This window comes from Mesorhizobium sp. WSM1386, assembly GCF_055901595.1.
Genome location: NZ_CM148373.1, coordinates 4,041,684 through 4,067,061, shown reverse-complemented (window position 1 = coordinate 4,067,061; position 25,378 = coordinate 4,041,684). Strand labels below are relative to the sequence as shown.

Annotated in this window: 18 protein-coding genes; 7 read left to right on the top strand and 11 right to left on the bottom strand. The window is 60.4% G+C overall.

The genetic code is table 11. The features are described from left to right. The first annotated feature begins 2 nt into the window (after window positions 1-2). Entirely contained in the window at window positions 3-2,060 is a 2,058-nt protein-coding gene (locus AC0NIH_RS19875; RefSeq protein WP_473460682.1) for an acyltransferase family protein, read from the top strand. A gap of 28 nt (window positions 2,061-2,088) precedes the next feature. Here AC0NIH_RS19875 and AC0NIH_RS19870 read toward each other — a convergent pair whose 3' ends face one another. The 3 genes from AC0NIH_RS19870 to AC0NIH_RS19860 all read right to left on the bottom strand — a co-directional run bounded on the left by AC0NIH_RS19870 (window position 2,089) and on the right by AC0NIH_RS19860 (window position 6,402). Beyond that, window positions 2,089-4,014 (bottom strand): hypothetical protein, encoded by a 1,926-nt coding sequence (locus AC0NIH_RS19870; protein WP_473460273.1) that lies wholly within the window; start codon window positions 4,012-4,014, stop codon window positions 2,089-2,091. A gap of 66 nt (window positions 4,015-4,080) precedes the next feature. Then, window positions 4,081-5,343: a glycosyltransferase gene (locus tag AC0NIH_RS19865; RefSeq protein WP_474025024.1), complete on the bottom strand. Its 1,263-nt coding sequence runs from the start codon at window positions 5,341-5,343 to the stop codon at window positions 4,081-4,083. Between the two features lie 135 nt (window positions 5,344-5,478). Continuing rightward, window positions 5,479-6,402, bottom strand: coding sequence for a hypothetical protein (locus AC0NIH_RS19860; RefSeq protein ID WP_473460277.1), 924 nt, complete (start codon window positions 6,400-6,402; stop codon window positions 5,479-5,481). A gap of 164 nt (window positions 6,403-6,566) precedes the next feature. Between AC0NIH_RS19860 and AC0NIH_RS19855 the strand changes: the two genes are divergently transcribed. Then, window positions 6,567-8,360 (top strand): ABC transporter ATP-binding protein, encoded by a 1,794-nt coding sequence (locus AC0NIH_RS19855; RefSeq protein ID WP_473460279.1) that lies wholly within the window; start codon window positions 6,567-6,569, stop codon window positions 8,358-8,360. Window positions 8,361-8,366: 6 nt separating this feature from the next. Here AC0NIH_RS19855 and AC0NIH_RS19850 read toward each other — a convergent pair whose 3' ends face one another. After that, the gene (locus AC0NIH_RS19850) at window positions 8,367-9,203 is read right to left on the bottom strand and encodes a class I SAM-dependent methyltransferase (protein ID WP_473460281.1); all 837 of its coding nucleotides are present in this window, start codon (window positions 9,201-9,203) and stop codon (window positions 8,367-8,369) included. Further along, window positions 9,200-10,468, bottom strand: a complete 1,269-nt coding sequence (locus AC0NIH_RS19845; protein ID WP_473460283.1) for a glycosyltransferase family 4 protein — start codon at window positions 10,466-10,468, stop codon at window positions 9,200-9,202. The genes AC0NIH_RS19850 and AC0NIH_RS19845 overlap by 4 nt, the downstream gene beginning before the upstream one ends. A 102-nt stretch (window positions 10,469-10,570) precedes the next feature. Between AC0NIH_RS19845 and AC0NIH_RS19840 the strand changes: the two genes are divergently transcribed. From AC0NIH_RS19840 to AC0NIH_RS19820, 5 genes are all read left to right on the top strand, one after another. Then, window positions 10,571-11,851, top strand: a complete 1,281-nt coding sequence (locus AC0NIH_RS19840; protein ID WP_473460285.1) for a nucleotide sugar dehydrogenase — start codon at window positions 10,571-10,573, stop codon at window positions 11,849-11,851. A gap of 31 nt (window positions 11,852-11,882) precedes the next feature. Next, window positions 11,883-12,902 (top strand): NAD-dependent epimerase, encoded by a 1,020-nt coding sequence (locus tag AC0NIH_RS19835; protein ID WP_473460288.1) that lies wholly within the window; start codon window positions 11,883-11,885, stop codon window positions 12,900-12,902. Between the two features lie 44 nt (window positions 12,903-12,946). Further along, window positions 12,947-13,741: a class I SAM-dependent methyltransferase gene (locus AC0NIH_RS19830; RefSeq protein ID WP_287273628.1), complete on the top strand. Its 795-nt coding sequence runs from the start codon at window positions 12,947-12,949 to the stop codon at window positions 13,739-13,741. Window positions 13,742-13,823: 82 nt separating this feature from the next. Continuing rightward, on the top strand, window positions 13,824-15,794 hold the full coding sequence (asnB, locus tag AC0NIH_RS19825; RefSeq protein WP_287273630.1) for an asparagine synthase (glutamine-hydrolyzing): 1,971 nt from the start codon (window positions 13,824-13,826) through the stop codon (window positions 15,792-15,794). Between the two features lie 192 nt (window positions 15,795-15,986). Continuing rightward, window positions 15,987-17,303: an O-antigen ligase family protein gene (locus tag AC0NIH_RS19820; RefSeq protein ID WP_287273632.1), complete on the top strand. Its 1,317-nt coding sequence runs from the start codon at window positions 15,987-15,989 to the stop codon at window positions 17,301-17,303. Between the two features lie 998 nt (window positions 17,304-18,301). Here AC0NIH_RS19820 and AC0NIH_RS19815 read toward each other — a convergent pair. The 6 genes from AC0NIH_RS19815 to AC0NIH_RS19790 form a co-directional block, all read right to left on the bottom strand. Then, window positions 18,302-20,347 carry an SPFH domain-containing protein gene (locus tag AC0NIH_RS19815; protein WP_473460290.1) on the bottom strand — a complete coding sequence of 682 codons (2,046 nt, stop codon included), beginning with the start codon at window positions 20,345-20,347 and terminating at the stop codon, window positions 18,302-18,304. 579 nt (window positions 20,348-20,926) lie between these two features. After that, the gene (locus AC0NIH_RS19810) at window positions 20,927-21,229 is read right to left on the bottom strand and encodes a DUF982 domain-containing protein (protein ID WP_023764959.1); all 303 of its coding nucleotides are present in this window, start codon (window positions 21,227-21,229) and stop codon (window positions 20,927-20,929) included. A gap of 131 nt (window positions 21,230-21,360) precedes the next feature. Beyond that, window positions 21,361-22,365 carry an ABC transporter ATP-binding protein gene (locus AC0NIH_RS19805; RefSeq protein ID WP_473460683.1) on the bottom strand — a complete coding sequence of 335 codons (1,005 nt, stop codon included), beginning with the start codon at window positions 22,363-22,365 and terminating at the stop codon, window positions 21,361-21,363. Window positions 22,366-22,409: 44 nt separating this feature from the next. Continuing rightward, window positions 22,410-23,369 carry an ABC transporter ATP-binding protein gene (locus AC0NIH_RS19800; RefSeq protein WP_473460292.1) on the bottom strand — a complete coding sequence of 320 codons (960 nt, stop codon included), beginning with the start codon at window positions 23,367-23,369 and terminating at the stop codon, window positions 22,410-22,412. Continuing rightward, window positions 23,366-24,337, bottom strand: a complete 972-nt coding sequence (locus AC0NIH_RS19795) for an ABC transporter permease (protein ID WP_473460294.1) — start codon at window positions 24,335-24,337, stop codon at window positions 23,366-23,368. The genes AC0NIH_RS19800 and AC0NIH_RS19795 overlap by 4 nt, the downstream gene beginning before the upstream one ends. After that, window positions 24,337-25,353, bottom strand: coding sequence for an ABC transporter permease (locus AC0NIH_RS19790; protein ID WP_473460296.1), 1,017 nt, complete (start codon window positions 25,351-25,353; stop codon window positions 24,337-24,339). The genes AC0NIH_RS19795 and AC0NIH_RS19790 overlap by 1 nt, the downstream gene beginning before the upstream one ends. Window positions 25,354-25,378: the final 25 nt, after the last annotated feature.

Here is a 25,378-nt window from a genome sequence, read left to right as displayed (position 1 = left end):
AGATGCGATGCGGCGAAGCTCTACCTTCGACGGCGACTGGAGCGGCCTGCCGCGAAAGCAGCAACGCGCTGCCCGATGGAGGGCAGGCCGGCTCCCTGTCATCTACGGCTTCTGCCGCAATTGACCGTCATCGCACAGACATAGACGGGCTTAGAGCTGTCGCCGTTCTGGCGGTAGTATTTTTTCATTTGAGAATTTCAGGTTTCTCCGGCGGCTTTGTCGGCGTCGATGTGTTTTTCGTAATTAGTGGTTTTTTGATCACCCGCATTGTGGCGACCGAAATCGACGCAGGGCGTTTCAGTCTGGCGCAGTTCTATTCGCGTCGGGCGCGCCGCCTCTTGCCGGCTTTCTTCACGACGCTGTCGCTTTCATGCGTCGCTGCGTTTCTGTTGTTTACGCCTCAGCATCTTGAGACCTTCGGGAAATCTCTGGCAGCAGCGGTTTTAGGCGTATCCAACATCTTTTTCTGGCGCGAGTCCGGTTATTTTGATCTCGCCGCGCGGATGAAGCCGCTCCTTCATACGTGGTCGCTGGGCGTGGAGTGGCAGTTCTACCTCGTTTGGCCATTGCTGCTTTCAGTTTTGCTGGCCCTATTCCCACGGCGAATGGTTTGGCCGATCATGGCCATTGCCATTTTTAGCTACTGTCTCATTTTTGAATTCCAGGACGGATCGGTTTGGCTGCTTTCTCGAACGGGGGCCGCCGAGTGGATCGCCGACGGACGTGCCACCGTCTTCTACAACACGCCTTTTCGCGTGTTCGAGTTCGCTTGCGGCGCTGCGCTGGTATGGCTTCCGGGGCCGCGGTCCATCATTGTCCACGAGTTGCTCGCCCTGCTCGGGCTGACACTCATCTTGAGTGCCATCTTCGTTCTCGGAAGTGGTTCGGGCAATCCCGCCTGGAACGTCCTTCCGCCTGCAATCGGCGCCGCGATGGTGCTGCATGCTGACCGTTCGCGATGGACAGGCCTTATCTTGCGCAACGGTCCTGTCTCTTATGTCGGACGCATCAGTTACTCGCTCTACCTCGTCCATTGGCCGCTGATCGTGTTCTGCGAATATGGCCTCCTTCGGCCACTGCTGCCGGCAGAAGCCATTGTCGTCGAGCTGCTGTCCTTCGCCCTGGCCATCTTGATGTTTCATTTCATCGAACAGCCTTATCGCAGCCGCCGTGGCCTAGCCGGACTTTCAAGACTTGTCTTGATAGGTGTGGTCACATTCTCGGTGGTCAGCTACGCGATGTCGGGCGGAATGTCCTGGCGACTTCAGTTATCGGTTGCGGGAACCGAACTGGCTGATAGCACAGCGTTGAAGGCAATCAGCGGCTCGCTGGGGTGCGAGGATTTCTGTGAGTTCGGAAATCTTAGCAGCCCAAACAAGATCCTGGTGGTTGGCGACTCCCATGTCGACCACTACACGCGTGCTCTCGAGGAGCTTGGGGGTAAGGAGTTCCATTTCCTGCTGGCGCAGGCTGGCAACTGCTATTTCGGTGCGGATCTCCAGACCCGGACAACCGGCGCCGTCACACAGCACTGCCGGAAAGCGAACGACCAGGCCGCGCGTTGGCTAACGGCCGGCGGCATCGTGGCCATCGTCCAGGCGCAGCGCTGGCCCGGATATCGCAACATGCTTGAGAGCAAGGCCGACGTCACGCCTGTCGACATGCCAGACGTTGCAAGGTTGTTTCCGACCATGCTCGGAGATATCGCGAAGCTCTATGCCGAGTTTCACGGCCCGGTCATTCTGGTAGGGCATGCTCCCAACACCAATCTGATATGCAATACAAGACCGGCCTATTTTTCCCTGCCTTGCCCTGTTCTATCGCGCGCCGAGCATGTCGCCTTCGAGGCGGCGTTTGCAATTTTCGCACCAGCGCATCCCGGCTTCGAACTGGTTGATCCCATCGCAACGATCTGCTCGTCAACAGCGTGCCAGGCGACCGACGAAGCCGGACATAGCCTCTACGTGGATGAACATCATCTCTCGATATTCGGGGCAAGGCTCATCGTGCCGATGATCATCTACCGACTTCGGAGCGATCTGCCGGTGGCATCGCGATAGACGAATAGGCACAGGGCGCCAGCGGACCCTACCGGCGATCAAGTCGACGGGACCGGCGCAGCGAAGCCAGCATCGCGAGAGACCACGCTACCGTCATACACAGGAGAAGATAACAGAGCGGATTGATTGAGAGCGGGATACCGACTTCGTAGTCGCGTCCATTCTGGCGGGGGTCGCTGCCATCCGAGGCAGCGAACAGCAACGTGCCGCGCCGGCGGAACGTGTATTCGCTGGGCCGGACCGCCGGCCTTGCCTGTGGAGACCATTCGACCCGTTGGAGCGATGCCGTGTCCTCGCGCATATAGGAAGCTGCTGAAGAAGACAGCCCGGGGGCAAGGTCGCTGAACCGGAACAGGCCGGGAAATTGCGGCGGCGCAAGAAGGGTCTCGTATCCACCCCTGGCAGCGTAGATGGTGTCGGCCTGCAGGCGTTTCACAGCGAATGGCGGCGTCAGCAACAGGATCGCGATACAGCCGGCGACGAAGAACGCAACGCCACTCACCGTTCCGAACGCAAAGCTCCCAGCTGTTCCATCGTTGTCCACAGGCGCCATCCGCCCGGCAATCATGCCGCCGACACCGAGAGCTGCAGGCAGGAAAAGGCTCGGCGTGAGCAGAAGGTCATGCGATGTCAGCATGACGCCGACCAGTGCGACACCCAAAGGAAGATCGCTCGCATCCCGCACGAACCAGAAGGTGAAGGCGACGACCCCGAGCGGGATCAGCCAGCCGAAATGGCCAAAGGCGATGGCGAACAGGACGAAGGTGTTGTGGGGGGCAAGCGGCTGGGCCTCCTCAAGCCCGCGGCCAAAGAACCCGCCCTCTCGATAGGCGAGCAGGCCACGCTCGAGAAAGAGAGCCCGGGCCGAGATCGAATTTCTGCCGCCTTCGCCTGTCAGGCGCTCACCGAGTGCCTCGATCTTGGCGACATTGCCGGTCGGGCTGGCTTTGGGCGACGTCGGCGGGACCGCAGCGGCCGGTGCGGAGGACAATGGAGAGGGCGCGGCTGTAACTCTGGGGCTGGTTTTGGGCGTGGGCGACGAAAGCGCGGAAGTTGGTGCTCCCGACGATGGGGGGGGCGCTGGGACTGATGGCGGCGTAGCAATGGCAGGCGCCTGATCAACCGATGCGTCGACGGCCCTCCCCGCCGCATCAAGTGCATCGGCCAGGGACACTATTCCGGTAACCGACCCATCGATGGCGGCGCGGAAATAAGCGTTCACGGTTAGGGCGGCGCCGATCGTCCCGAGTAGCACAAGACCGACGGCACAAGCACGCGCCCTGCCCTTCGGGTCAAGTTGGAAACGCCGGCCATCGCGGTATCGCGGCCAGATGCGGACGGCAATCGGCACCGCGACCGTGGCGACGGCTGCGAGAATGGTCGAGCGCGAGAGAGTGACCAACAGTGCTGTACCGACAAGAATGAGGAAACTCGCGCGCCATGTTTTCGATACGGCGCGGTGGCTCGCCGCGGCGCCGAGCAGCAGCCCCGCTGCGGCGACGTTCGGGTTGATCGCCAGACCCGCGGCCCGGCCGGGGGTACTGGTAAAGCCGTCGGCAAAAAACAGGTCAAGGAGGCAAATCACGGCGTTAAGAGCCGTGACCGACGCCGACAGTCGCAACGCGACCAGAGGTGCCGAGGCAAGCATGAGAACGATCGCGGCGCCGCCGAGAAAGAGGGTGACCAGATAGCTCTTGGCAACGATCCCGATGGAATGCAGCGCCGTCGCGGCAACCGCAATTGCGGCGGCGATCGCAAGCGGCAGGATCCTGGCGCTCACGTCCCGGCGCGTAGCAAGAATGGCGATTGCAGCGATGAGGACGCCGCCGTAGATCGCGTAGATGACAGATCTTGCGAGGTCGTCCCTGCCCATGAAGAATGGCAGAAAGAACGGCATGAACCAGGATTGGTAGACGACGACCACAAACGCGCAGAGCCCTGCGGCAGGCTTCACGAAGAACGACCGCGGCGGAGTCGTCGCCTTCGAGGGACTAGCAAGGGCGTCAGCGTTCCCGCTCATTCATCTGCCCGCGAGGTAGAGGCGTTCATAAGCGTCGACCATAGTCCCGATCGAGTAGCGCAGCCGCATCCTCCGCTGCCGGAATTCGCGGTCAGTTGCCGGCTCCGGCAACCGGCCGACAACGGCAAGCAATCCACGCGCCAGATCGACAGGAGCCCGGGGCTCCACCAACTCACATCCGGGCAGGCCGGAGATCGCCTCCGGATTGCCACCGACATTGGTGGCGACGACCGGAAGACCGGCAGCCAGCTTCTCCATCAAGGCGTTGCAAAAGCCCTCTTCGTGAGAAGCGATCACCCCGACATCCATGCCGGCAAGCAGACCGGGGATATCGTTCTGCGCGCCCAAGGCATGCACCTTCGATCCAACGCCGAGCCGCTGGGCCTGCTCCGCCAGAGCCGGTCCGATGCCCCGGTCCTGGCCGACTACGAACAGTTTCAGATTCGACCGCTCCTGGCATGCAAGAGCGAAGCCCTCGATCAAATCGCGATGCCCCTTATAGGGGATCAGATTGGCGACTATGACGATGCCGATCTCTTCCGGATCGAGGCCGAATCGGCGCCGCGTCTCCTCCCGGCGATGGCCGATATCATCGAAGCGGCGCAGATCCAGCCCGTTCGGGATAACGCGGATGCGGTCGATGTCGTAGTCGTCGCGAGCCGCCATGTCGGCCGCGACCGCATGGGAATTGGCGATCACGACATGGGAAAGCCAGTTGGCGATCCGATCCATCCGTTTCAGCCGGGGCCAACGATCCTGATGGTTGCCCAAGCCGCGTCGCGAGGTGATGATGAGCGGCGCAGACGCGATCCTACCGGTCACCGCGCCGATGAAGTTGGTTAGCGGCAGAAAGGCATGAACCACGCTTGGCCGTGTCAGGGCAACGCGCCCAGTGAGCCACACGGCAGCCGCCGCGAGAACCGTTATCGACTTCAAGGTTGGCCGCTTCTTCGGAGCGACGCGCTTTTTGGCGTCCATCTCGACTGATGATAGCGACGCGGGCGTCGGGTTCCGCCGATTAAGGCCACTGAATACCCGGATGCCGGCCCGACTCAGGGCCTCAGCCAGCACGCCACCCCCGGAAAGCGCAAAGACCTCGACCCTCCAGCCGCGCTGCTTCAGTCCCTTGGCGAGCAACACGAGTTGGCTCTCCGTCCCACCGAGATCGAGTGTCCCGATGACAAAAAGAACGCCGCGGCGACGCTTTCGGGCGATCGCTACAGAGGGTACAATAACGTACCCCTCTTCCTGGACGTCATCCATGGGAACTTCTTCTCGCAGCGCCATCAGCCCGCCGCCGAGCATATCGCTTGGCCTTCGCTTGCCACAGACACATGCCGCACGCAAGCGCATGGCACGTCCTTAGCGACCGGAATTGGACTGGTTATCACGAGCGAACTATATCGAAAAAAGATCGTATCCACGGGCCGTCGCGATCGCTCGTTTTGTGAACCGGGCGACTTTTTCACGGCGATTGAGGAGCGCGCCACCAGCAGCGAACAGCATCCCCATGGCCAACAACATCAGCGGCGGAAACCACTTCAAATTTTCGAACTTCGCCTCATATGCACGCACCTCACGAAAGCCTTCAGCGGTTCCGAGCGGTTGCCAGGATTGGCCATAAGCGTCGCGCAGCACAGGAAGCATCGGCTCGAAACCCGCATAATAGGAATCGATTATTGACGGATTCTGCTCGATCGACGCGAGAGAATAGGGGACGAAGACGCCGTAATCCGAATCGAGAATGTTGCCATTCGATTCGACGACAGTGTGGTGGGGCACGCTGTATATCGTTGCTTCGATCGCTTGATCGGCAAGAATGGAATAGACAATTTTCGAGACTTGGGAGCAGAAGCCATAGCCGCGATCGATCGCCTTCTGCGGCGTCACGAATTCATAGTTCTGAAGGTTTTCTCCATATTGGGGAAGAAAACTCTGCATCCAGAGCAGGTAGTTGTCGAAGATGCTGATCCGTGTATAGCGGGCATCGGATGCCGTCCAGATATCGCCTTCCGTCCAATGGTGCACCATTCCGCCCGCCACGGTCCTTGTCAGGCGCCCGAGATAGGCTTGCATCGGCTCATCCGCCCTGCGGGAGAGAGCGGCGAGGTGTTCAATCTTCCGCTCGAACCCGAGCGGACCTTTGATTGCCGCAGCGGGAGGCGCCGGATAGGCACTGATCAAACCGAGCGGATAGGCGGCGACAAAAAGCAGGAAAACCGCTCCAACTCCGGCCAGAAAGAATCCCAGCGATTGCAGCCGCCGCCCGGGGGAGGAATTCGCATGTGGCCTCAACCCTGGAACCGCTTCGTCATCGTTCATGAATACAGCATATCTCAAAGCCGTGTTGGCGGACTGTACTTAATAGCCGTAATGGCCAGAATTGTGAATCGCCGCCAAGCCGATCTTATGTGAGAAATTGTCGGTAGGCACCAGTAGCGCCTTGTCGCCGGGCACTGAACGTGCGCATTGGGCGTTCCTTTAATGTGGACATCGATTTGGCATTGAACGGAAATCGGACCCCGGACAGCACGGTCGACGCACTTCGACGCTTGTGGCGACAGCTGTCGAAGCGCCGGCAGCACCAGTTTTTCGGCCTTCTGGTGCTGATGCTCTTCGGCGCGATCGCCGAAGCCGCGACGCTGGGTGCCCTGCTGCCATTTCTCGCCCTGATTGCTAATCCCGATGCGATCGGCGATCAGTCCTTCGTCGCACGTCAACTGACAGGTTTAGGTCTTGCCGGTCTCAACAAAAGCCTTCTCACTTTGACGGTCCTCTTTTCGGCGGTGGCCGTCTTTGCCGGAGCCGTGCGCATTCTTCTCACCTGGGCCACCAATTCCTATGTCTTCTCGCTCGGGCACGAACTGGGCATAAGGGTCTACGAGCGCGTACTCTATCAGCCTTACAGCTATCACGTATCACGCAACTCCAGCTCCGTGCTGGCCGCGCTACATCAGGTCCAGACGATCACCGCGGGCATACTTCTTCCCCTGCTGCAATCGATTGGCGGCGTGATCATCGGCGTTTTCATCGTCGCCGCTTTATTTGCTCTCAGTTCCTTCATGACTTTCGTGATCTTCACTGGTCTAGGGGCGATCTATCTCGTGATGTCGCTCGTCATCCGGAGGCATCTCAAGAGGAATGCCCGGATCATCGCGCGCGTGCAGTCAGAAGGCATCCGTTCGGTGCAAGAGGGTCTGGGTGGTATTCGCGACGTGATCATCAACGACACCCAGCCTTATTTTCTATCACGCTTCGGCGAACTCGATAGGCACTTCCAGCGCGCAAATGCCACGAACGCGCTAGCGGCCGGAACGCCTCGCTTCGCCATTGAAGCCGCTGGCATGGTCATCATCGCGGCGCTCGCCTATTTCCTGATTACCCGGACCAACAATGCCGGTCTGGTGATGCCGATGCTTGGGACCTTCGTACTTGGCGCGCAACGCCTGCTGCCATCCATGCAACTGGTTTACGGAAACTGGGCGCTTATGCTCAGCAATCTTGCCGGCGTGGAACTTGTGCTCACTACGCTGGAGACACCGCTTCCTCTGGATTGGGGTCAGTACCCCCGCACTCGGGTGCCATTCGATCGGACGATTGTGCTGAAAGATGTGTCATACCGCTACGCCCCCGATCAGCAGCCGATACTTGAACGGTTCAATCTCACCATCCTCAAGGGAGCCAAGGTCGGCTTTGTCGGCAGGACCGGAAGCGGGAAAAGCACGACGGTCGATCTGGTGATGGGCCTGCTCGAACCGACCGGCGGAGCGATCGAGATCGACGGACATCGCCTGGACGGCACCACGCGGCGTGCCTGGCAGAGGCAGATTGCGCATGTGCCGCAGAGTATCTTCCTTGCCGACGCCTCGATAGCCGAGAACATCGCTTTCGGCATTGAGCCGGCGAGGATCGATCGCGATCGCGTGCGCGGCGCAGCGCGGCAGGCCGCCCTCGCGGACTTCATCGAGAGCTTGCCGCAGGGCTACGAGACGCGGGTCGGTGAGCGCGGCGTCCGGCTGTCGGGCGGCCAGCGTCAGCGAATCGGCATTGCCCGGGCGCTCTACAAACAGGCAACCGTGCTAGTCTTCGACGAAGCCACGAGCGCGCTCGATATGGAGACCGAGGCGGCCGTCATGGAGGCGATCCGGGAGTTGCCCGCCGACTTGACGGTGCTGATCATTGCCCATCGCCTGACGACGGTCGAATATTGCGACGAGATCATCACGATCGAGAACGGCCGGCCGGCGATCTGGACGAGGGCCGGAGGGCAGATTGCTTAGGGCAGTTTAGGGCGCGGCCTGTTGGCCCTTCGGATTGCGGAAGAGAAATTCCGTGCAAGCTTCACCGGTGGATATCCTGACGAGCTCGAAATCGAACCGTTCCTTCAGGAAATCGATCACGGCGTTGTCGTCGGCAAACTCCATCGGCCAGCCGCCCAGCCAATCGCGGACGTCGGTCATGTAGCTCATGCCCCGCCCTTTTTTCTTCTCGTAGATTTGCTTTAAAAGATGCGGCAGTCGAAGTGGATTGCGGCCAAGGCCGAAGCGCCAGATGTACCAGTATTCCATCCTCCACCTTTGCCGAGGGTTGGCGGCATTGTATTGCCGCTTCACGTCGAGCCAGAATTGCGCGGAAGGCTTCACGACATTCGACGAATAGAGAGAGATGAAGAATAGGCCGCCGGGCGCTACCTTGCCCGCCGCATTCTCGATCGCTTCCCACATGGCGCCGGTGTGGTGGAGCACCCCCCACGAATAGACAAGGCTCCAGGTGCCGAGGGTCTCCAGATAGTCGGCGTCGAGTACGTCGCCTCTTTCGACGACCCAGTTTGGCGGATTCCCGGCCAACTTGCGCAGCTTGCCGGTTGTATCTACCGAAAGCGAATCAAAGTCGAAGGAATGTATCCGATCCGCTTTCGCGTCGAAGGCGGCAAGCGAGTGCAACCCGCTGCCGCTTCCGATATCGAGAAAATCCATCCCTTCGAGGCTCTGTTTGCCCAAGAAGGACAAAAGCTTGTCGGCAGCTAGCTGCCGGCGTTCAGCCGAGTAGTGCTTGTCGACGAACGACGCCCAATTGGCTCCGAACTCGTACCGGTTCGACGATGGATTCCCTGCAAATGTCATTCTGCGGCTCGGTGCCCGATTTCGATGATTTCCATCATGTGAGCAGTAACTTTCTGAACATCGTAGCGCTGTTCGGCAATCGACCGGCTGTTCTTGGCCATGGATTCGGTTTCATCTGGGTTGTCAATCAGGCGGATCATGGCTTCAGCCAAGGGGGTAGTGCCGCCAACCGGCACCAGCAGGCCGTTAAACCCGGGTACGATCGGCGCGCGGCAACCCGGCGCATCCGTTGTGATCACCGGGCGCCCCATCGCCATGGCCTCCAAGACCGAGCGCGACGTCCCCTCGCGATAGGATGGAAGCACGAATATGCGCGAATCGGCGATCACTCGACGGACGTCTTCGACCGGCCCGTGATATCGGATGGTTCCGTCGGCGACCGCTGCCTCCACCTCAGACACTGGAAAGCCCGAAGGATTCGGATCTCTATCTCCGACCAAGTCGAAGCGAGCGTCAGGTCTGACTGCCTTAACTTGCTTTGCCGCACCAAGATACTCCGCGAGGCCTTTGTCACGAAGCAGGCGTGCAATCATAAGAAATCGTGGCTGCTCGGGTAATGGCGCGACTTTGAATCGGTCTAGATCGACTCCCGAACCGTTGACGACATTGGCTGGTGTGCGCCCGAGCAGGCCCTGGCGACGAAAGTCATCCCGGTCGTCGTCGTTCTGGAAGGTGACCGAGGTCGCAACCCGCAGGCTCGCGCCATAAAGAAGCCGAGCCACGGCATTGATCATCCTCCATCGGAGCGATTTGTTCCGGTCGGTGAACGCATAGCCGAGCCCGGTGATTAGCGCGTGCCGGCGCGGTATCCCCGCAATCAGGGCCGCGGGTATGCCATAGACGATCGGCTTGATCGCACAGCTCAGCACGATCCGAGGTTTGATTTGTCGCAGTTTGTTGTAAAGACGAAAGGCCAGCAGCGTGTCGCCGAATGGAGCAATCGCGGCACGCTCCATCGGCAGTGGATGAAAACGGATGCCATTTTCGGTCAACCACCGAACGGTCATCGCGTCGACCGGCGCCAAGGCATGAACCTCGTATCCGGCATTGCGCAGCGCAACAAGAAAATGCCCCCGAGTGGTTGCCAGGGACTTGGGTTCGCTCACGACGACGACGATACGATTCATGCGGTCGATTTCTCGGGCCGATTGCTTCAAGCCAGTCGCCTCTTGTAAGTTTTTGAAGCTCGAAACCCAATCCTGCCGGATGTTATCCACAACATCGATCGTCATCGGCGGATGGAACACGAAATTGGTCTTGGGCATTTTTGAGTGGACACTTCTCTCTCCGCGGGGCCCTATCGTTGAATTGGCCCATGGCCTGCCATACAAGCACGTCGACTCGTAATCGATCTGAGGAATCCGCGGATGTCCGAGCGCGTTGCTGTTATCGGCTTGGGATATGTCGGGCTGCCCGTAGCCGTCGCGTTTGGCGAGGTTTTCCCCGACACGATAGCTTTCGACATCAGCGAACGGCGGATCCAGGAACTGCGTGGCGGCGTCGACCGCACTGGCGAGGTCGACCCGTTTGCGCTGAAGGAATCGTCGATCGTGCTTACGACCGACCGGGAGACGTTGAAAGGCGCGACGTTCTTCATCATTGCCGTGCCGACACCTATCGATGTCAACCGCGCTCCCGATCTTGCTGCTCTGAAACTGGCATCGGAGCTTGTCGGTGAAGTGGTGAGCAAAGGCGCGGTCGTCGTGTTCGAATCGACGGTTTATCCAGGCGTGACCGAGGATTTCTGCGGGCCGATCATCGAGCGTGTTTCCGGCCTGCGTCATCCTCACGACTTCGCGCTCGGCTATTCGCCTGAACGGGCCAATCCCGGCGATCGGGAGCACTCGCTGCGACGGATCGTCAAAGTCGTATCCGGCGAGAACCCCGAAACGCTGGAGCGCGTGGCAAGCGTCTATGGCAGCATCATTGATGCAGGCGTCTACCGCGCCCCGTCGATAAAGGTCGCTGAAGCTGCGAAGGTGATCGAGAACACCCAGCGTGATCTGAACATCGCGCTGATGAATGAACTGGCCATGATCTTCGAGCGCCTTGATATCCGCACGCAGGACGTTCTTGATGCAGCAGCGACCAAATGGAACTTTCTCCCCTTCAAGCCAGGCTTCGTCGGCGGCCACTGCATCAGCGTCGATCCGTATTATCTGACCGCCAAGGCCGAAGCCGAGGGCTACCACCCGCAGATCATCCTCGCTGGCCGTCGCATCAATGATGGCATGGGGGCCTTTGTTGCCCAGCAGGTCGTCAAGCAGCTGATCCGCTCAGACATACCGGTCAAAGGAGCGTCTGTCGGCGTTCTCGGACTGACGTTTAAGGAGGACGTGCCGGATCTGCGCAACAGCCGCGTTTTCGACATGGTCAAGGAACTGAGGCAGTTCGGAATTGTCCCCAAAGTCCACGATCCTCTTGCCGATGCCGAAGCCGCCCGACGCGATCATGGCGAAACTATCCTGCCGCTCGCCGAAATAAGTGATTTGCAGGCGCTTGTTCTGGCGGTACCTCACAAGCATTATCTCGCTAGCGAAAGAGCGGATCTTTTTCAGATGATCAGGCCTGGTGGAACGTTGTTCGACATCAAGTCTGCCATCAAACCGAATGAAATTCCTGGCAACATAAAATATTGGAGCCTGTAAGGCTCCGCCTGAATTGACGCTAGGATATGCCGTGACATCAAGCAGGCCTGTTCTGATCACCGGCGCGGCCGGTTTCATCGGATTTCACCTTAGCCAGAGGCTGCTTGCCGAAGGCCGGCGGGTTATTGGCCTCGACTCCATGAATGAGTACTATGGCGTCACCTTGAAGCAGGCGAGACTTGAGCGGCTGAAAGGGTTCCCGGATTTTCATTTCGAGCATGTCGATCTCACCGACGGCGACCGCATCTCGACGCTGTTTGCGTCAACCGCTCCGGAGATCGTCGTCAATCTCGCGGCGCAAGCGGGTGTGCGCTATTCTCTCACCAATCCGCATGCCTATGTGGAAAGTAACCTCAGTGGCTTTCTCAACATCCTGGAGGGATGCCGGCACGCCTCGGTCGAGCATCTCGTCCACGCGTCATCGAGCTCGATCTATGGCGGCATTACGCGCATGCCGTTTTCCGTGCATGATTCGGCTGACCATCCGCTCAGCCTCTATGCGGCCAGTAAGAAGGCAAACGAGCTGATGGCCCATTCCTACAGCCATCTGTTTGCCCTGCCGACCACAGGATTGCGCTTCTTCACCGTCTATGGTCCGTGGGGACGGCCCGACATGGCCTTGTTCATTTTCGCCAAGGACATCCTCGCCGGCGAACCGATCGACGTCTTCAACCATAGCAACATGCAGCGGGACTTCACTTATATCGACGACATTGTTGAAGGCATTGCCCGCGTTATGCGCCTGCCCGCGACAGCCAATCCGGAGTGGAAAAGCGCCGCGCCGGATCCGGCGACCAGCAACGCGCCGTTCAGGATCTACAACATCGGCGGCAATTCGCCGGTTCAACTGATCCGGTTGATCGAGGTGCTGGAAGACGCGCTTGGCCGCAAGGCAAAACGCAACCTCATGCCGCTGCAGCCGGGCGACGTGCCTGCAACTTTCGCCGATGTCAGCTCGCTTGAGGAGGCGACCGGTTTCAGGCCGGAGATTCCCATCGAGATCGGGGTTCCGCGCTTTGTCGAATGGTATCGGCAGTTCTATCGGGTATGATCCGCAGAGTCGACGCCTCGCAAAAAGGACGACAGGGGAGGCTCATGAACGCACGCTATGATTTCGGCCGCAACTGGTCCGAGCTTGCCGCGCGTTTCGAGAACGAACACCTCAACCGGGCTTGCGAGGATCTTCGCCGCCTGCTGGGTGATCTTGAGGGCAAGACATTTCTCGACATTGGCTGCGGATCGGGGCTGCATTCAGCGGCAGCGTTCCGACTGGGCGCGGCGAAAGTCACGGCCCTCGACTATGACGCGGACTGCGTCGAAACGACCAAGGCCGTCCTGTCCCGGTTCGCGCCGGAAGCCGATTGGAGTGTCAAGCGGGCCGATGTCCTTGACAGGACCTCGCTTCCAGCCGGGACGTTCGACGTCGTCTATTCATGGGGCGTCCTGCACCATACCGGAGACATGTGGACAGCGATCGGCAACGCCGCCGGCTTTGTCGGCCGCGGTGGGCGATTGGGCATTGCGATCTACCTGAAGACACCGCTGTGCGGATTGTGGGCGGTCGAAAAGAGACTCTATGCCTCGCATAGATGGCTGAGGCCCCCGGTCAAGGCGCTGTTTGTCTCGGCCTACATGGCGGCAAGGACGCTGCGCCACCGTGACCCGTTCTCGTTTGTAAAGAACTACCGCGCGCGCCGAGGCATGGAATTCCTGGCGGACGTCGACGACTGGCTTGGCGGCTATCCCTATCAATCCACCTCGTCCAGCGAGTTGGAGATGACCGTGGAGAACCTTGGGTTTCGCACGAAACAACGTTTTAATGTAATGCCTGGAATTGGCTTGTTCGGCACCGGCTGTGGTGAATGGTGTTTCGAGCGAGCGGATTTATAGAAACCGGGTTCTTCTCACTCCGATTTCGCGCCATAGAGGGGAAGAAACCTGAGCAAGCCAAATATGGAGCAGTAAGCGCCAGATGTGCGGTATCGTCGGCATTGTGGGTGCAGCGGCCGCGACGAGCAGCGGCAGCCTCACCGTGCGTCGCATGGCGGACAGGATCCGGCATCGCGGACCGGACGGCGACGGCGTCTGGACCGACGCCGAGGCCGGTATCGCCCTCAGCCAGCGCCGGCTGGCTATCATCGACCTATCGTCGGCTGGCGCGCAGCCGATGATCTCCCACAGTGGCCGCTGCATCATCGTCTTCAACGGGGAGATCTACAATCAGGGCGAGATGCGGGCGCATCTCGACCAGCAATTTGGCGTCCATGCCTGGCGCGGGCATTCCGACACTGAGGTCTTCCTGGCCGCTATCGAAGAGCTTGGAACCAAAAAAGCGCTTGAACTGGCCGTCGGCATGTTTGCTTTTGGCGTTTGGGACCGGCGCGAGAGAACGCTGGTTCTCGGGCGCGATCGCCTGGGGGAGAAGCCGCTCTATTACGGCCGGGTCGGCAAGGCCTTCGCGTTTGCCTCGGAACTCAAGGCCTTTCAGCCGCTGCCGGACTGGCGCCCGGAGATCGACCGCAATGCGCTGGCGCTGATGATGCGCCACAACTACATCCCCGCGCCCTACAGCATTTACCAAGGCATCCGGAAGTTGAGGCCCGGCCACTTTCTCGCCCTTTCCGATCCTATGCATGAGCCGCACGTCGAGAATTATTGGAGTGCCCGCGATGTCGCAGAGCAAGGTCGACACGACCCTTTCGAGGGCAGCCCCGAAGAGGCAGTCGACGAGGTCGAGCGTCATCTTCGCCGCGCGCTCGAAGGACAGATGATCGCCGACGTGCCGCTCGGCGCCTTCCTGTCGGGCGGCATCGATTCTTCCGCAGTCGTTTCGGTCATGCAGTCGATCAGCGCGCGGCCGGTGCGCACCTTTACGATCGGCTTCAATGAAGCGGGCTACAACGAGGCGGACCATGCCAAGCAGGTGGCGCACCACCTCGGCACCGATCATACCGAGCTCTATGTCAGCCAGCGCGACGCGCTTGATGTCGTACCGCAACTGCCCGGCATATATTGCGAGCCGTTCTCCGACTCCTCGCAAATCCCGACTTTCCTCGTCTCGAAACTGGCACGTGGCAGCGTTACCGTGGCGTTGTCGGGCGACGGCGGCGACGAGCTGTTCTCCGGCTACACCCGCTACGCGCTCGCCGATGCATTCTGGAACAAGCTGTCGCGCATCCCGGTCGGCCTGCGCCGCGCGTCGGCCAGCCTGGCGACGCTGCCGTCACCCGAGCTCTACAACAACGTCGCGGGCGGCATCATGCCGATCTTGCCGCAACGCCTGCGCCGCGAACGCGTCGGCGACAAGATCCATAAGGCCGCGTCCGTGTTTTCGCTGGCAAGCATGGACGATGTCTACCGTCGCCTCTGCTCGCACTGGGAACCGATCCAGATCATCCCGGGTGCGGTCGAGCCGCCGACCATGCTGACGGGTCTGGAAGCGCTTCCGGACTTGCCGGGCAATGTCGAGCGGATGATGTACCTCGATATCATGAGCTATCTGCCGGATGACATCCTGGTGAAAGTCGACCGCGCCGCCATGGCCGTCAGCCTCGAGACCCGCGTGCCGCTGCTCGACCACCGCCTCATAAGCTTCGCGCTGTCGCTGCCGCTTTCCATTCTGCGCGCCGGCGGCCACACGAAGTGGCCGCTCAGGCAGCTGCTTTACCGGCATGTTCCCAAAGCCCTTGTCGAACGTCCCAAGATGGGCTTTGGCGTGCCTATCGACGCCTGGCTTCGCGGCGCGCTGCGCGAATGGGCCGAGGCGTTGCTCGACGAGCGCCGGTTGCGCGAAGACGGGTTCTTCCGGTCCGAAGCGATCCGGCGCGCCTGGTCCGAACACCTCTCCGGACACCGCAACAACCAGTACCTGCTTTGGGACGTGCTGATGTTCCAGTCCTGGCGGGAGGTAACCCAGAGCGCTTCGGCGGCGGTGGCGGCCTGAGCAAGCGTCGCCGCCGGGCCGGTTTGGTTTTGCCGCATCCGCTCTTGCAACTGGGTGAAAGAAGCGACAGTTCCACACTACCGAACCCCAAAGCGAGCAGCTATACGAAGCTGGGGCAGAGGGGCGAAGCACGGCAAGCGAGGATCGTTCGAACGATTCTCGCGCGACCTCGATGATCGCGAAGCAAAGGCATTGAACCTGTTTACATCGCTCCGGCTCCGGCGCCAGCTCACGGCGGAACAGGTCAACCGCTACTTCTCGATCGCCTGCTTCTTTTCGCCACCGGTACTCGGATCCGTGGTGGGCTTTGTCTTTCATGGGGGCGCGTTCTGGTCGCTGGTGCTGCTCTTTTCCGGGCGCCGCCGCTTGAACATCGACCGGCCGATGCTTGCCATGACCATCGCGATCTATGCCTATTGTGCGGCGCAGTTGCTGGCGTCGACCGTCAACGGCACGCTGCGCGCCGACGTCACGCATTTCCTGCCTCTGGTCACCTTGTTGTTGTTTCCGGTCTCGTATTCGACCTGGAGCATTACCGACAAGGCGATCTTGGCGCGCATCGCTGTGCGCGCCAGCGCGGCGGCATGCGTCGGAGCGCTGGTGCTGGCAATCGTCCAATATCACTGGTTCGGGATGCTGAGGGCAGAAGGAGGAGCCGGAAATCCGATCGTGTTTGCGACGGTCACCTGCCTTGCCGTGATGATGTGCCTTGCGGGCGTCCTGTCGGGCGTTGAGAAAGCCTGGAAGCCGCTCACCGCCGCAGCGCTCGCCGGCATCGTGGCGACCATCTACTCGGGCTCGCGAATGATTTGGGTGGCCTTGATCATCGCGGTTGTAGCCGTCCTTGTGATCAATCGCCAAAGGGTCTGCCGATCAGATATGAGACAGTTGCTCGTGATTGCCGGCGCCTCGACGCTGCTCATCGCGGCAATTATGTCTCCAATCATCGTCGATCGCACACATGTCCTGTACGATAACTGGAATGCCCTCGCCACCAAAGGCGACTATACCACCCCGCTCGGGTTGAGGGTTGGGTTGTGGGACATCGGGCTCGACGCCTTTCGCCAAGCGCCTGTTTTTGGTCATGGAATGGCCGCCAGCCGGGTGCTTTCAAGGCAGGGATTCAAACAGCACTTTGGGGCGAACGAAGGCTTCAACCACTTTCACAATGGCTTTCTGACGGCGTTGGTGCAGGCCGGGCTCGCAGGTGCGCTAACACTGGCTGCAATCTTCGCCGTGGCGGTATGGAATGCGACAAGGGTCCTGCGTATCAATCCCGATCCGTTGGAGCGCTTCGGCGCCACCATGATTGTGGTCACCGTCATAGTATACATTGGTGGTGGCCTGACAGGCATCCTTGTCGGCCACGATATTCTTGACACGACGCTGATGGTCTTGCTGGTTTCCGGAACATACCTGGCCTGCGGACAGACAATTTCGCCGATCCGCAAGAGTCAGCCAACGAATCAACCGTCTGTTTTTAGGAGGCACCAAGATGGGAGCGAATGACCTACTTGCGCCCAAAGCTGCCGTTCGCGTCGTGGAAAACCTAGCGTTTCCAAATGTGGGGAACACGGTAACGCTTTTCCGACAATCTATTATTACCTCGGGCGACTCTGAAATCGTGATGAACCTCGGACGGTCACCTGCAACCTTGAGAGGGCTGTCCGACCCGCAAGCTCATCGGCGACAAATTTGCCCGCTCGCAACGAGAGCCCGCTAGAGCCTTTCACGTTTTGACGGAAGCGTAGCCTGCGTTTTCGAAGTAGTTCTTGGATTCGGCTGCGTCACCGGGCTTTGCGCAAGCCGTCGGAGCTCCTCGCTTCGAACATCGGCGGCCAACTTCCAGAAACCGGTTCTGATATCCGAATTTCTCCCATAAGCGCACGCAATTCGGGCTGAGGCGCAAGGCAGAAAATTTTGAAAAGCTTCCAAGAACCCAGGGGAATTGGAGGCCGGATCGGATGTTACGGCCAATGGATATCGTCGCGAACGTCCGCAATGAAGCGGCAATTCTCGTCGGCGAACGAGGGTCCGAATCGGACTGTCAGCGGCTCTGTCGTGGGAACGAAAAAGGAAGAGAAGCAGAACTTTCGTGTGCGATTTTTGCACACAGAGGCGCGTAAATAGCTGATTCTATTTATGGATCTACCCCATCCATCATAGGCGCGATGGCAAGCTCTTGATTGTTCAGCATTTGAAAACTTTTGGCCAACTCATGGACCTTCATATCGACGACATGTGCGATGTAGGCAAGTCCCCTTGCCGCTCCAAGGTCGCAGCCTTCGATGTGCTCCAAAGACATCTTGGAAGTGCAATATCGCGGCCCTCGATCGTCGAACCTGTTGATCTCGCGCGTATCGCCCTAAAGAGGCTTGGCCTTGTGTTGGCAAAGATCCGGGCCACGCTGGTTGGACGGATCGGCCGGCATGAGTGGATTCCTGCGCCTCGCCGCCGCATGTTTCGGCAGAGCGCAAAATGGGCCGGAACAACCGGCCCATCCTCAATCATTCCTCCTCAACCGGTGCCGGTATCTCATCCGGTAGGTTTTGCGGTCCGACCCGGTCGGCGACGAGCATCGAAAGCATCATCTCCACAAGGCCATTAGCAGCCCCCTTCTCGCCACCGGTAGCGCCCATCTGGATCTGCGGCACCAGCGGGATCCTGCCATTCTCGATCGCCTCGGCGAAGCGCATGAGAACCTGCGAGTTGAGCTGATAGTCCGGGCCGCCGAAGGCTGCGACCTTCTTCTCGGTGGCCTCGGCCTCCGCCAGACCGATGGCACGCACCCTCTCGGCATCCGCGAAACCGGTCGCCTTGATGCGTTCGGCATCTGCAAGCGCGATGGCCTTGATCATGTCGGCCTCGCCTTGGCCGCCGAGGCGCACCTTCTCGGCCTCTGCCTTGGCGGTGACCTGAATGGTTTCCGCCTGCTGGCGGGTGCGGGCGAGTTGCGCCTTGCCCTCGTTCTCACTGATCTCGATGGTAAGTGCCGACGTCGTGATCTTGGCTTGCTGTTCGGCGAGCGCCTCCTTCTCGCGCAACGTGCGTTCCTGGATGGCCGCCGCCTCTTGCAATTTATAAGTCTCGACCTTTTCGACCGCGATCTGGCGCTCGCGGAGCTGGATCAGGATCTGCTCTATGCTGTTCTGGCCATTGGCGGCACGGGGCGTACCAATCAACACTTCTTGCAGCTCAAGACTGTAGGAATTGAATTTTTCGCGCATCTCCTCGCCCGATTTGCGCTGGATATCGCTACGCTCCTGCAAAAGCTGGATCAGCGTCTTTGTCTGGGCGATATTCTTGAAGTAAGCAGAAACCATCGGATCGAGCGTTTGTTCGACCAGCCGCTTGATATCACCGAAACGCTGCACCACCAGTGGCGCCTTCATATAGTCGATATGCACGACGACGGAGAGCGGCAGCACAGGCTCGAACGCATCCTTGGTGATCAATGACACTTCGGACAGGTTCTCGTCCAGCCTGTGTTCGCCAAACTGCTCCTTCGTCCATTTGAGCACGAAGTTGGTGGTCGGCACGATAATGATATTGCCGGCATAGGTATTGAACGCATATTTGCCTGGCAGTAGCGGCGTTGACCAGACACCGCGTGAGCCGATTTCGACCAGCTCGCCGTGACGGTATGCCTGCCCTGAAATATCCGTGCCATGGCGGCCGTTATAGGAGACGACGACACCAACCGTGCCAACATCAATGATCGTCTTCTCGACCAGTTCGACGGTCGCGAAAATTCGATTGAGGAAGTAGCTGCCGTCGGCCAGCACCTGCAACTGCCGGCCACGGTAGCCACCGGCATTGAGAAACTTCTCCGGGTCCTGAAAATTGTTGTGGAAGTTCGGGTCGTTCGGATCATTGGCAACGGTCGGTGCGATGATCTCGCCGTCCGGTAGGGCCGGACCGTCATGGATGGTGACGATGCCGATCATGTCCTCGGCATTGTGGATGACGACTGGCTCAAAGCCGCCCCGCTCCGAGATCATGCTGGACATATTGGTAAAAAGGTTTTGTTCCGACGAACTCAGATTAACAGAATAGATCGACTGGGCGGTCAGCACGATGAATTGTGCGAGATTGATAGCATAGGTGCCTTCACGCAGGATCTTGCGTTGCGGTCCTTTCTGTCCGCCTTTTTCGAGAAAGCCGCGCACATCCTGGAAATCATCGGCTTCGGTATTGGAAGCAAGTGTCTGCGTCGGAGGCAGCGGCTTGCCATCACGGGCAAAGACATAGCCGATCTGACCCTGCGGAATAGTGACAAGGTTGGCGCGATGCATCGAATATTGGAACGGCATGAAGAAATGCAGGCCACCGCGCACGACCTCCGGCTGGTAGCCGGCCTCACGGTTGAGCGCGATGAAGCCATTACTTACGGAGCCCCGGAAACTCCATAGTTTTTCCAAGATGCCGAGCCTGTCGTTTGACATGTAGCGGACCACGCCGCTCCACCAGAACAGGATTGCCAGCACGATGGCCAGCACGGCTATCTCGATCTCCATCCATTCCATCGGGCCGACATATTGTAGGGCTTCCATCTGCTGTCTCCTATGGGCGCGCGGGTTCGTTCACCCGCCGGCCCACCCGGTTGGTGTTGATTGATGAAGCGGGGAGATTGCGCAGCGACATGCTCGGCGCACTAAGGGCGTCGAATGTTTGGGCTGCTCTTTGGACGAGAAAATAACCGCGCATCCCGAGTCCCCAGTGAGGGGAAGCGCGTGGTCGTGAGCTATGTCACATCGGTGTTGCCTTGACAGACATTACAGCAAATGACGTAGGGATCGCGACAACAGGTTTAAAGATGCTCCGCGTAGAAATCGTATAAGTATTTCCAAACGTTTTTATTTCGAAAGCGTGGTGATTGGCTTCTATAAATTGGCAAGAGCGCGAAATGGCGCTCTCGACGGCTTAGAACCGTCGGCCCTCCGATCCGACCGCCTGGGAAGATGGCACGCTCAGCCGGGCCGCCTTGAACGCCCGATGAATCTGTGTCGGGCTTCGTGGCGCTTGGCAACTCCAGATCGCTATTCCGCGACGTGGGGAACATGGCCGCCGCGCGCCAACGCATCCCCGCGCGCTATCACGACGCGAGGGCTACGCCTGTGAAGCCATGGCTCCTAACGCCGCAGCGCGTATATGTCCGCCCTGTTTTCGCCGGCTACGGGCAACGCCATGTCATCGTCCAGAAGCCGCGTGATCCGGGCAAAGCCGGTGAACGCCTTCCTTGCTTCTTCGGCTGACATCTGGCCCGACAACGCGGCCGCGCAGCAATTCAGCGCGCACTGATACACAGGCCCGCGCCGGCCCGTCGGCCATTTGCGCAAGAAAACCATCGCCTCGGCGACATTATCCACTTCTTCTACAGGATGCCCCTGCCCGCGCGAAATCCGCACGGGCGAAAAGAAATGCAGGTAGTCCATTGGTTCCTCCCGGTCGATCGCAATGCGTGCGATCTAACCGATTGAAACGCGCGGCTTGGCGGTTGGTTCCACGCTGAAGATAGAATTTTTGAAAAAACTGTCGGCCATGGTCCACGCCGATGGGCGGCCGGTTATACCGTCGGAAAGTGGCAGGCTACCTTTCGGCCCGGTCGATATTCCCTCAACTCCGGCCGCTCGGTGCGGCAACGCTCCGCCGCGATCGGGCATCGCGGGTGGAAACGGCACCCGGATGGTGGCTTGAGCGGGCTCGGCACGTCGCCGGTCAGGATGATGCGCTTGCGCGTCCCGCTGGGCGTCGTCTCCACGACGGGAACAGCCGAAATCAGCGCCTGGCTGTAGGGATGGGCAGGCGTTGCGAACACCTCTTCCGCCGGACCTTCCTCGACGATCGAGCCGAGATACATGACCGCGATGCGGGTCGACACCTGGCGCACCACCGACAGGTCATGGGCGATGAAGATATAGGTGAGGTTGAGCTTCTCCTGCAGGTCGGCAAGCAGGTTGACGATCTGCGCCTGCACCGACACGTCGAGCGCGGAGACGGGTTCATCCAGCACGACCAGATCGGGGTTGAGGGCAATCGCCCGCGCAATGCCGACACGCTGGCGCTGCCCGCCGGAAAATTCGTGCGGGAACCGCATGACGTGATCCGGCAACAGCCCGACGAGGTCGAACAGTTCGGCAACCCGCGCGCTGATGTCACGAGACGAAAGCTTGCCGTGGATGCGCAGCGGCTCGGCCACCAGGTCGCCGACACGACGGCGCGGATTGAGCGAGGCCGACGGGTCCTGGAAGACCATTTGCAGGCGCCGCCGCAGCGGCCTGAGTTCGGAGAGCGACTTGGAGGTGATGTCGTCACCTTCGAACAGAAGCGTGCCGTCCGTGATGTCGTAGAGCCTTACCAGGCAGCGCGCCAGCGTGGACTTGCCGCATCCGGATTCGCCGACCAGCCCGACAGTCTCGCCGCGCCGCACCGTCAGCGAAACATCGTCGACCGCATGGACGGTTCGTCTGCCTTCCGCCGAAAATCGGGTGCCGATCGAGAAGCGCTTTGCCAGCGAGCGCGTCTCGAGGATTGGCTGATCCCTGTCGGTTATCGGTTCCTTCTCGGTCATCGGTTCTTTGCCGGTTATCGGTTCTTTCTCGGTCATCGATCCGCTCATGCCTGCGCCACCCGGAAGCATGCGGCGGCGTGGGGTCCAGCCCCGAGGTTGGGCTTGCCGGTCTCGCAGGATTCGTAGTGGACGGGGCAACGCGGACTGAAAGCGCAGCCCTGCGGCAAGCGCAGCAGCGACGGCGGCGAGCCGGGAATGGCCGGCAGGCGACGCGGTTTTTCACCGGTCAGCGGCGGGATCGAACCGAGCAGCGCGCGCGTATAGGGGTGGCGCGGATCGGAAAACAGCTCCATGCGGCTGCCGCGTTCCACCACGCGGCCGGCATACATGACCATGACGCGGTCGGCGAGTTCGGAGACCACGCCCATGTCATGCGTGATGAAGACCACCGCCGACTTGTGCGTCGCGCGCAATTTGCGCACGAGATCGAGAATGCCGGCCTGCACCGTCACGTCGAGTGCGGTGGTCGGCTCGTCCGCCACCAGCAGGGCCGGATTACACGACAGCGCCATTGCAATCACCGCCCGCTGGCGCATGCCACCGGAGAGCTGGTGCGGGTAGCGCGACATCGCCTCGTGCGGGTTGGGAAAGTTCACCTCGGCCAGCAGTTCCTCGACGCGCTCCATCGCTTTGGATTTGCTGATGTTTCGATGTGCGCGGATCTGCTCGGCGATCTGCCAGCCGATCGTGTAGACCGGCGTCAGCGCCGTCATCGGATCCTGGAAGATCATCGCGATCTCGTTGCCGCGCAGGCGCCGGAGTTCACGCGCCGGCAGTCCCACCAACTCGCGGCCCTTGTAACGGATCGAGCCCTCGATGACGGCATTGGGGTCGGTGATGAGGCCCATCACGGCCAGCAGCGATACGGTCTTGCCGGAACCGGATTCGCCGACGACGCCGAGAATCTCGCTTTCCCCAAGATCGAAGGAAACGCCGTCGATGGCCCGCACCAGCCCGTCATCGGTCCGGAAGGATACTCTGAGGTCACGCACCGACAGTATCATGACGTCCTCAGGCGCGGATCGAGAAGGATGTAGACGAAATCGACCACCGCATTGGCGATGACCACGAACATGGACGCATACATCACCGTTGCCATGATCATCGGCAGATCGAGATTCTGCAGCGCGTCATAGGTGAGTTTGCCGATGCCGTGCAGCCCGAACACCACCTCCGTCAGCAAGGCGGAGCCACCCACCAGCGCGCCGAAATCGAGGCCGAACAGGGTGATGAAGGCGATGAGCGATGTGCGCAGTGCGTGGCGCAGCAGGATGCGGGTTTCCGACAGGCCCTTGGCGCGGGCCGTGCGGATATAGTCTTCCTGCAGGGATTCGATGATCGCAGCCCGCAGCACGCGTCCGTAGATGCCGATGTAGAGGATGGCCAGCGTGATCCACGGAATGACCAGCGTCAGGAACCAGCCCTTTGGATCGTCCGAGAAATTCTTGTAGCCGAGCGGCGGCACCCAGGAAAACAGCCAGCTGTCGTGATAACGGCTCTGAGTGATCAGGTTCATCACCTCGCCCAGCCAATAGACCGGCATGGAAATGCCGAGCAGTCCCAGCGCCATCAGAATCTTGTCCAGCCAGCTGTCGCGCGTGGCGGCGGCAACGATGCCGATGATGATGGACACCACCACCCACAGGATCGCCGCCCCGAACACCAGCGACAGCGTGACCGGGATCGAATCCAGCACGGCCGGCACCACCTTCCAGCCGCGATTGACGAACGAGGTCAGATCACCGGTGACGAAGATCTTCTCCATCATCGTCACGTATTGGACGTAGAGCGGCCGGTCGAAGCCGAAGCTGTGGCGCACCGCCTCCAGCACTTCGGGCGACGCGTTGCGGCCGGCGATGCGCGCCGCCGGATCGGCGCCCGGCGTCGCGAAGAAGATCAGGAAGACGATGACCGAGATGCCGAACATCACGAACAGCATCTGACCGAAGCGGCGCAGGATCGCGTAGATCATCAGTCGCGCCCCAGCCGAACCTTGGAGCGTGGGTCGAGCGCGTCGCGCAGGCCGTCACCGAAGACGTTGAGCGCCATGACAGACACGGCGATCGCTAGGCCTGGCGCCAGCGCCACAATCGGCCGCGTATAGAGCAATGCCTGTCCGTCCTGGATGATGGTGCCCCAGCTCGCCGCCGGCGGCTGCACGCCGATCGACAGGAAGGAGAGCGCTGATTCCGTCAGCATGTTCAGCGCCATCATCAGCGGCACGAAGACGATGAGCGTGGTGGTGATGTTGGGCAGGATGTCGCGCCACAGGATGCGCCATCCCGGCACGCCCAGATTGACCGCGGCGTGGACAAATTCGCTGCGGCGCAGCGACAGGACCTGCCCGCGTATCGGGCGTGCCACATAAGGCACGTAGACGATGCCGATGATGATGACCGGCAGCCACAGGCTGCCGGACTCGATCTCGATCGGCCCGATCGAAATGCCTTGCGCGATGGTGACGATGGAAAGCGAAATCGCCAGGAGATAGATCGGGAAGGCCCACAGCACATCCAGGAGGCGCGACAGCACCGTATCGGTGATGCCGCCGAAATAGCCGGCGATCAGTCCCGCCGACGTGCCGAGGATCAAGGTGAAGATGGTCGCGGCGCCGGAAATCAGCAACGAGATCAGTCCGCCATAGAGCATTCTTGCCATGACGTCGCGTCCCTGGCTGTCGGCGCCGAGGAAGTAGTTGCCGAGCCGCCAGGTCGGGCCGAGCGGCGTGTAGCCAAGCCCGAGCCCCTCCGTCGACGGCTCCATCACCGCGACGTCGGCGCCATCGATCTGGATGACGGCGTCGAGCGTCGAGGCGAAAGGGTCGACTTGCGCCCAGTGCGCGTAGAGAGGCGCACTGACGCAAGCCACGACAATAAGGAGGAACACGGCCAGGGACGCCATGGCGGCCCTGTTCCTTGCCAGCTTCGCAAACGCGACAGCCCAGGGCCCTCGCGTCTTGCGCGGCATGGCAGCGACTTGGTTCGACACGGACGCGCCCCTCTCCGCAGTTCGT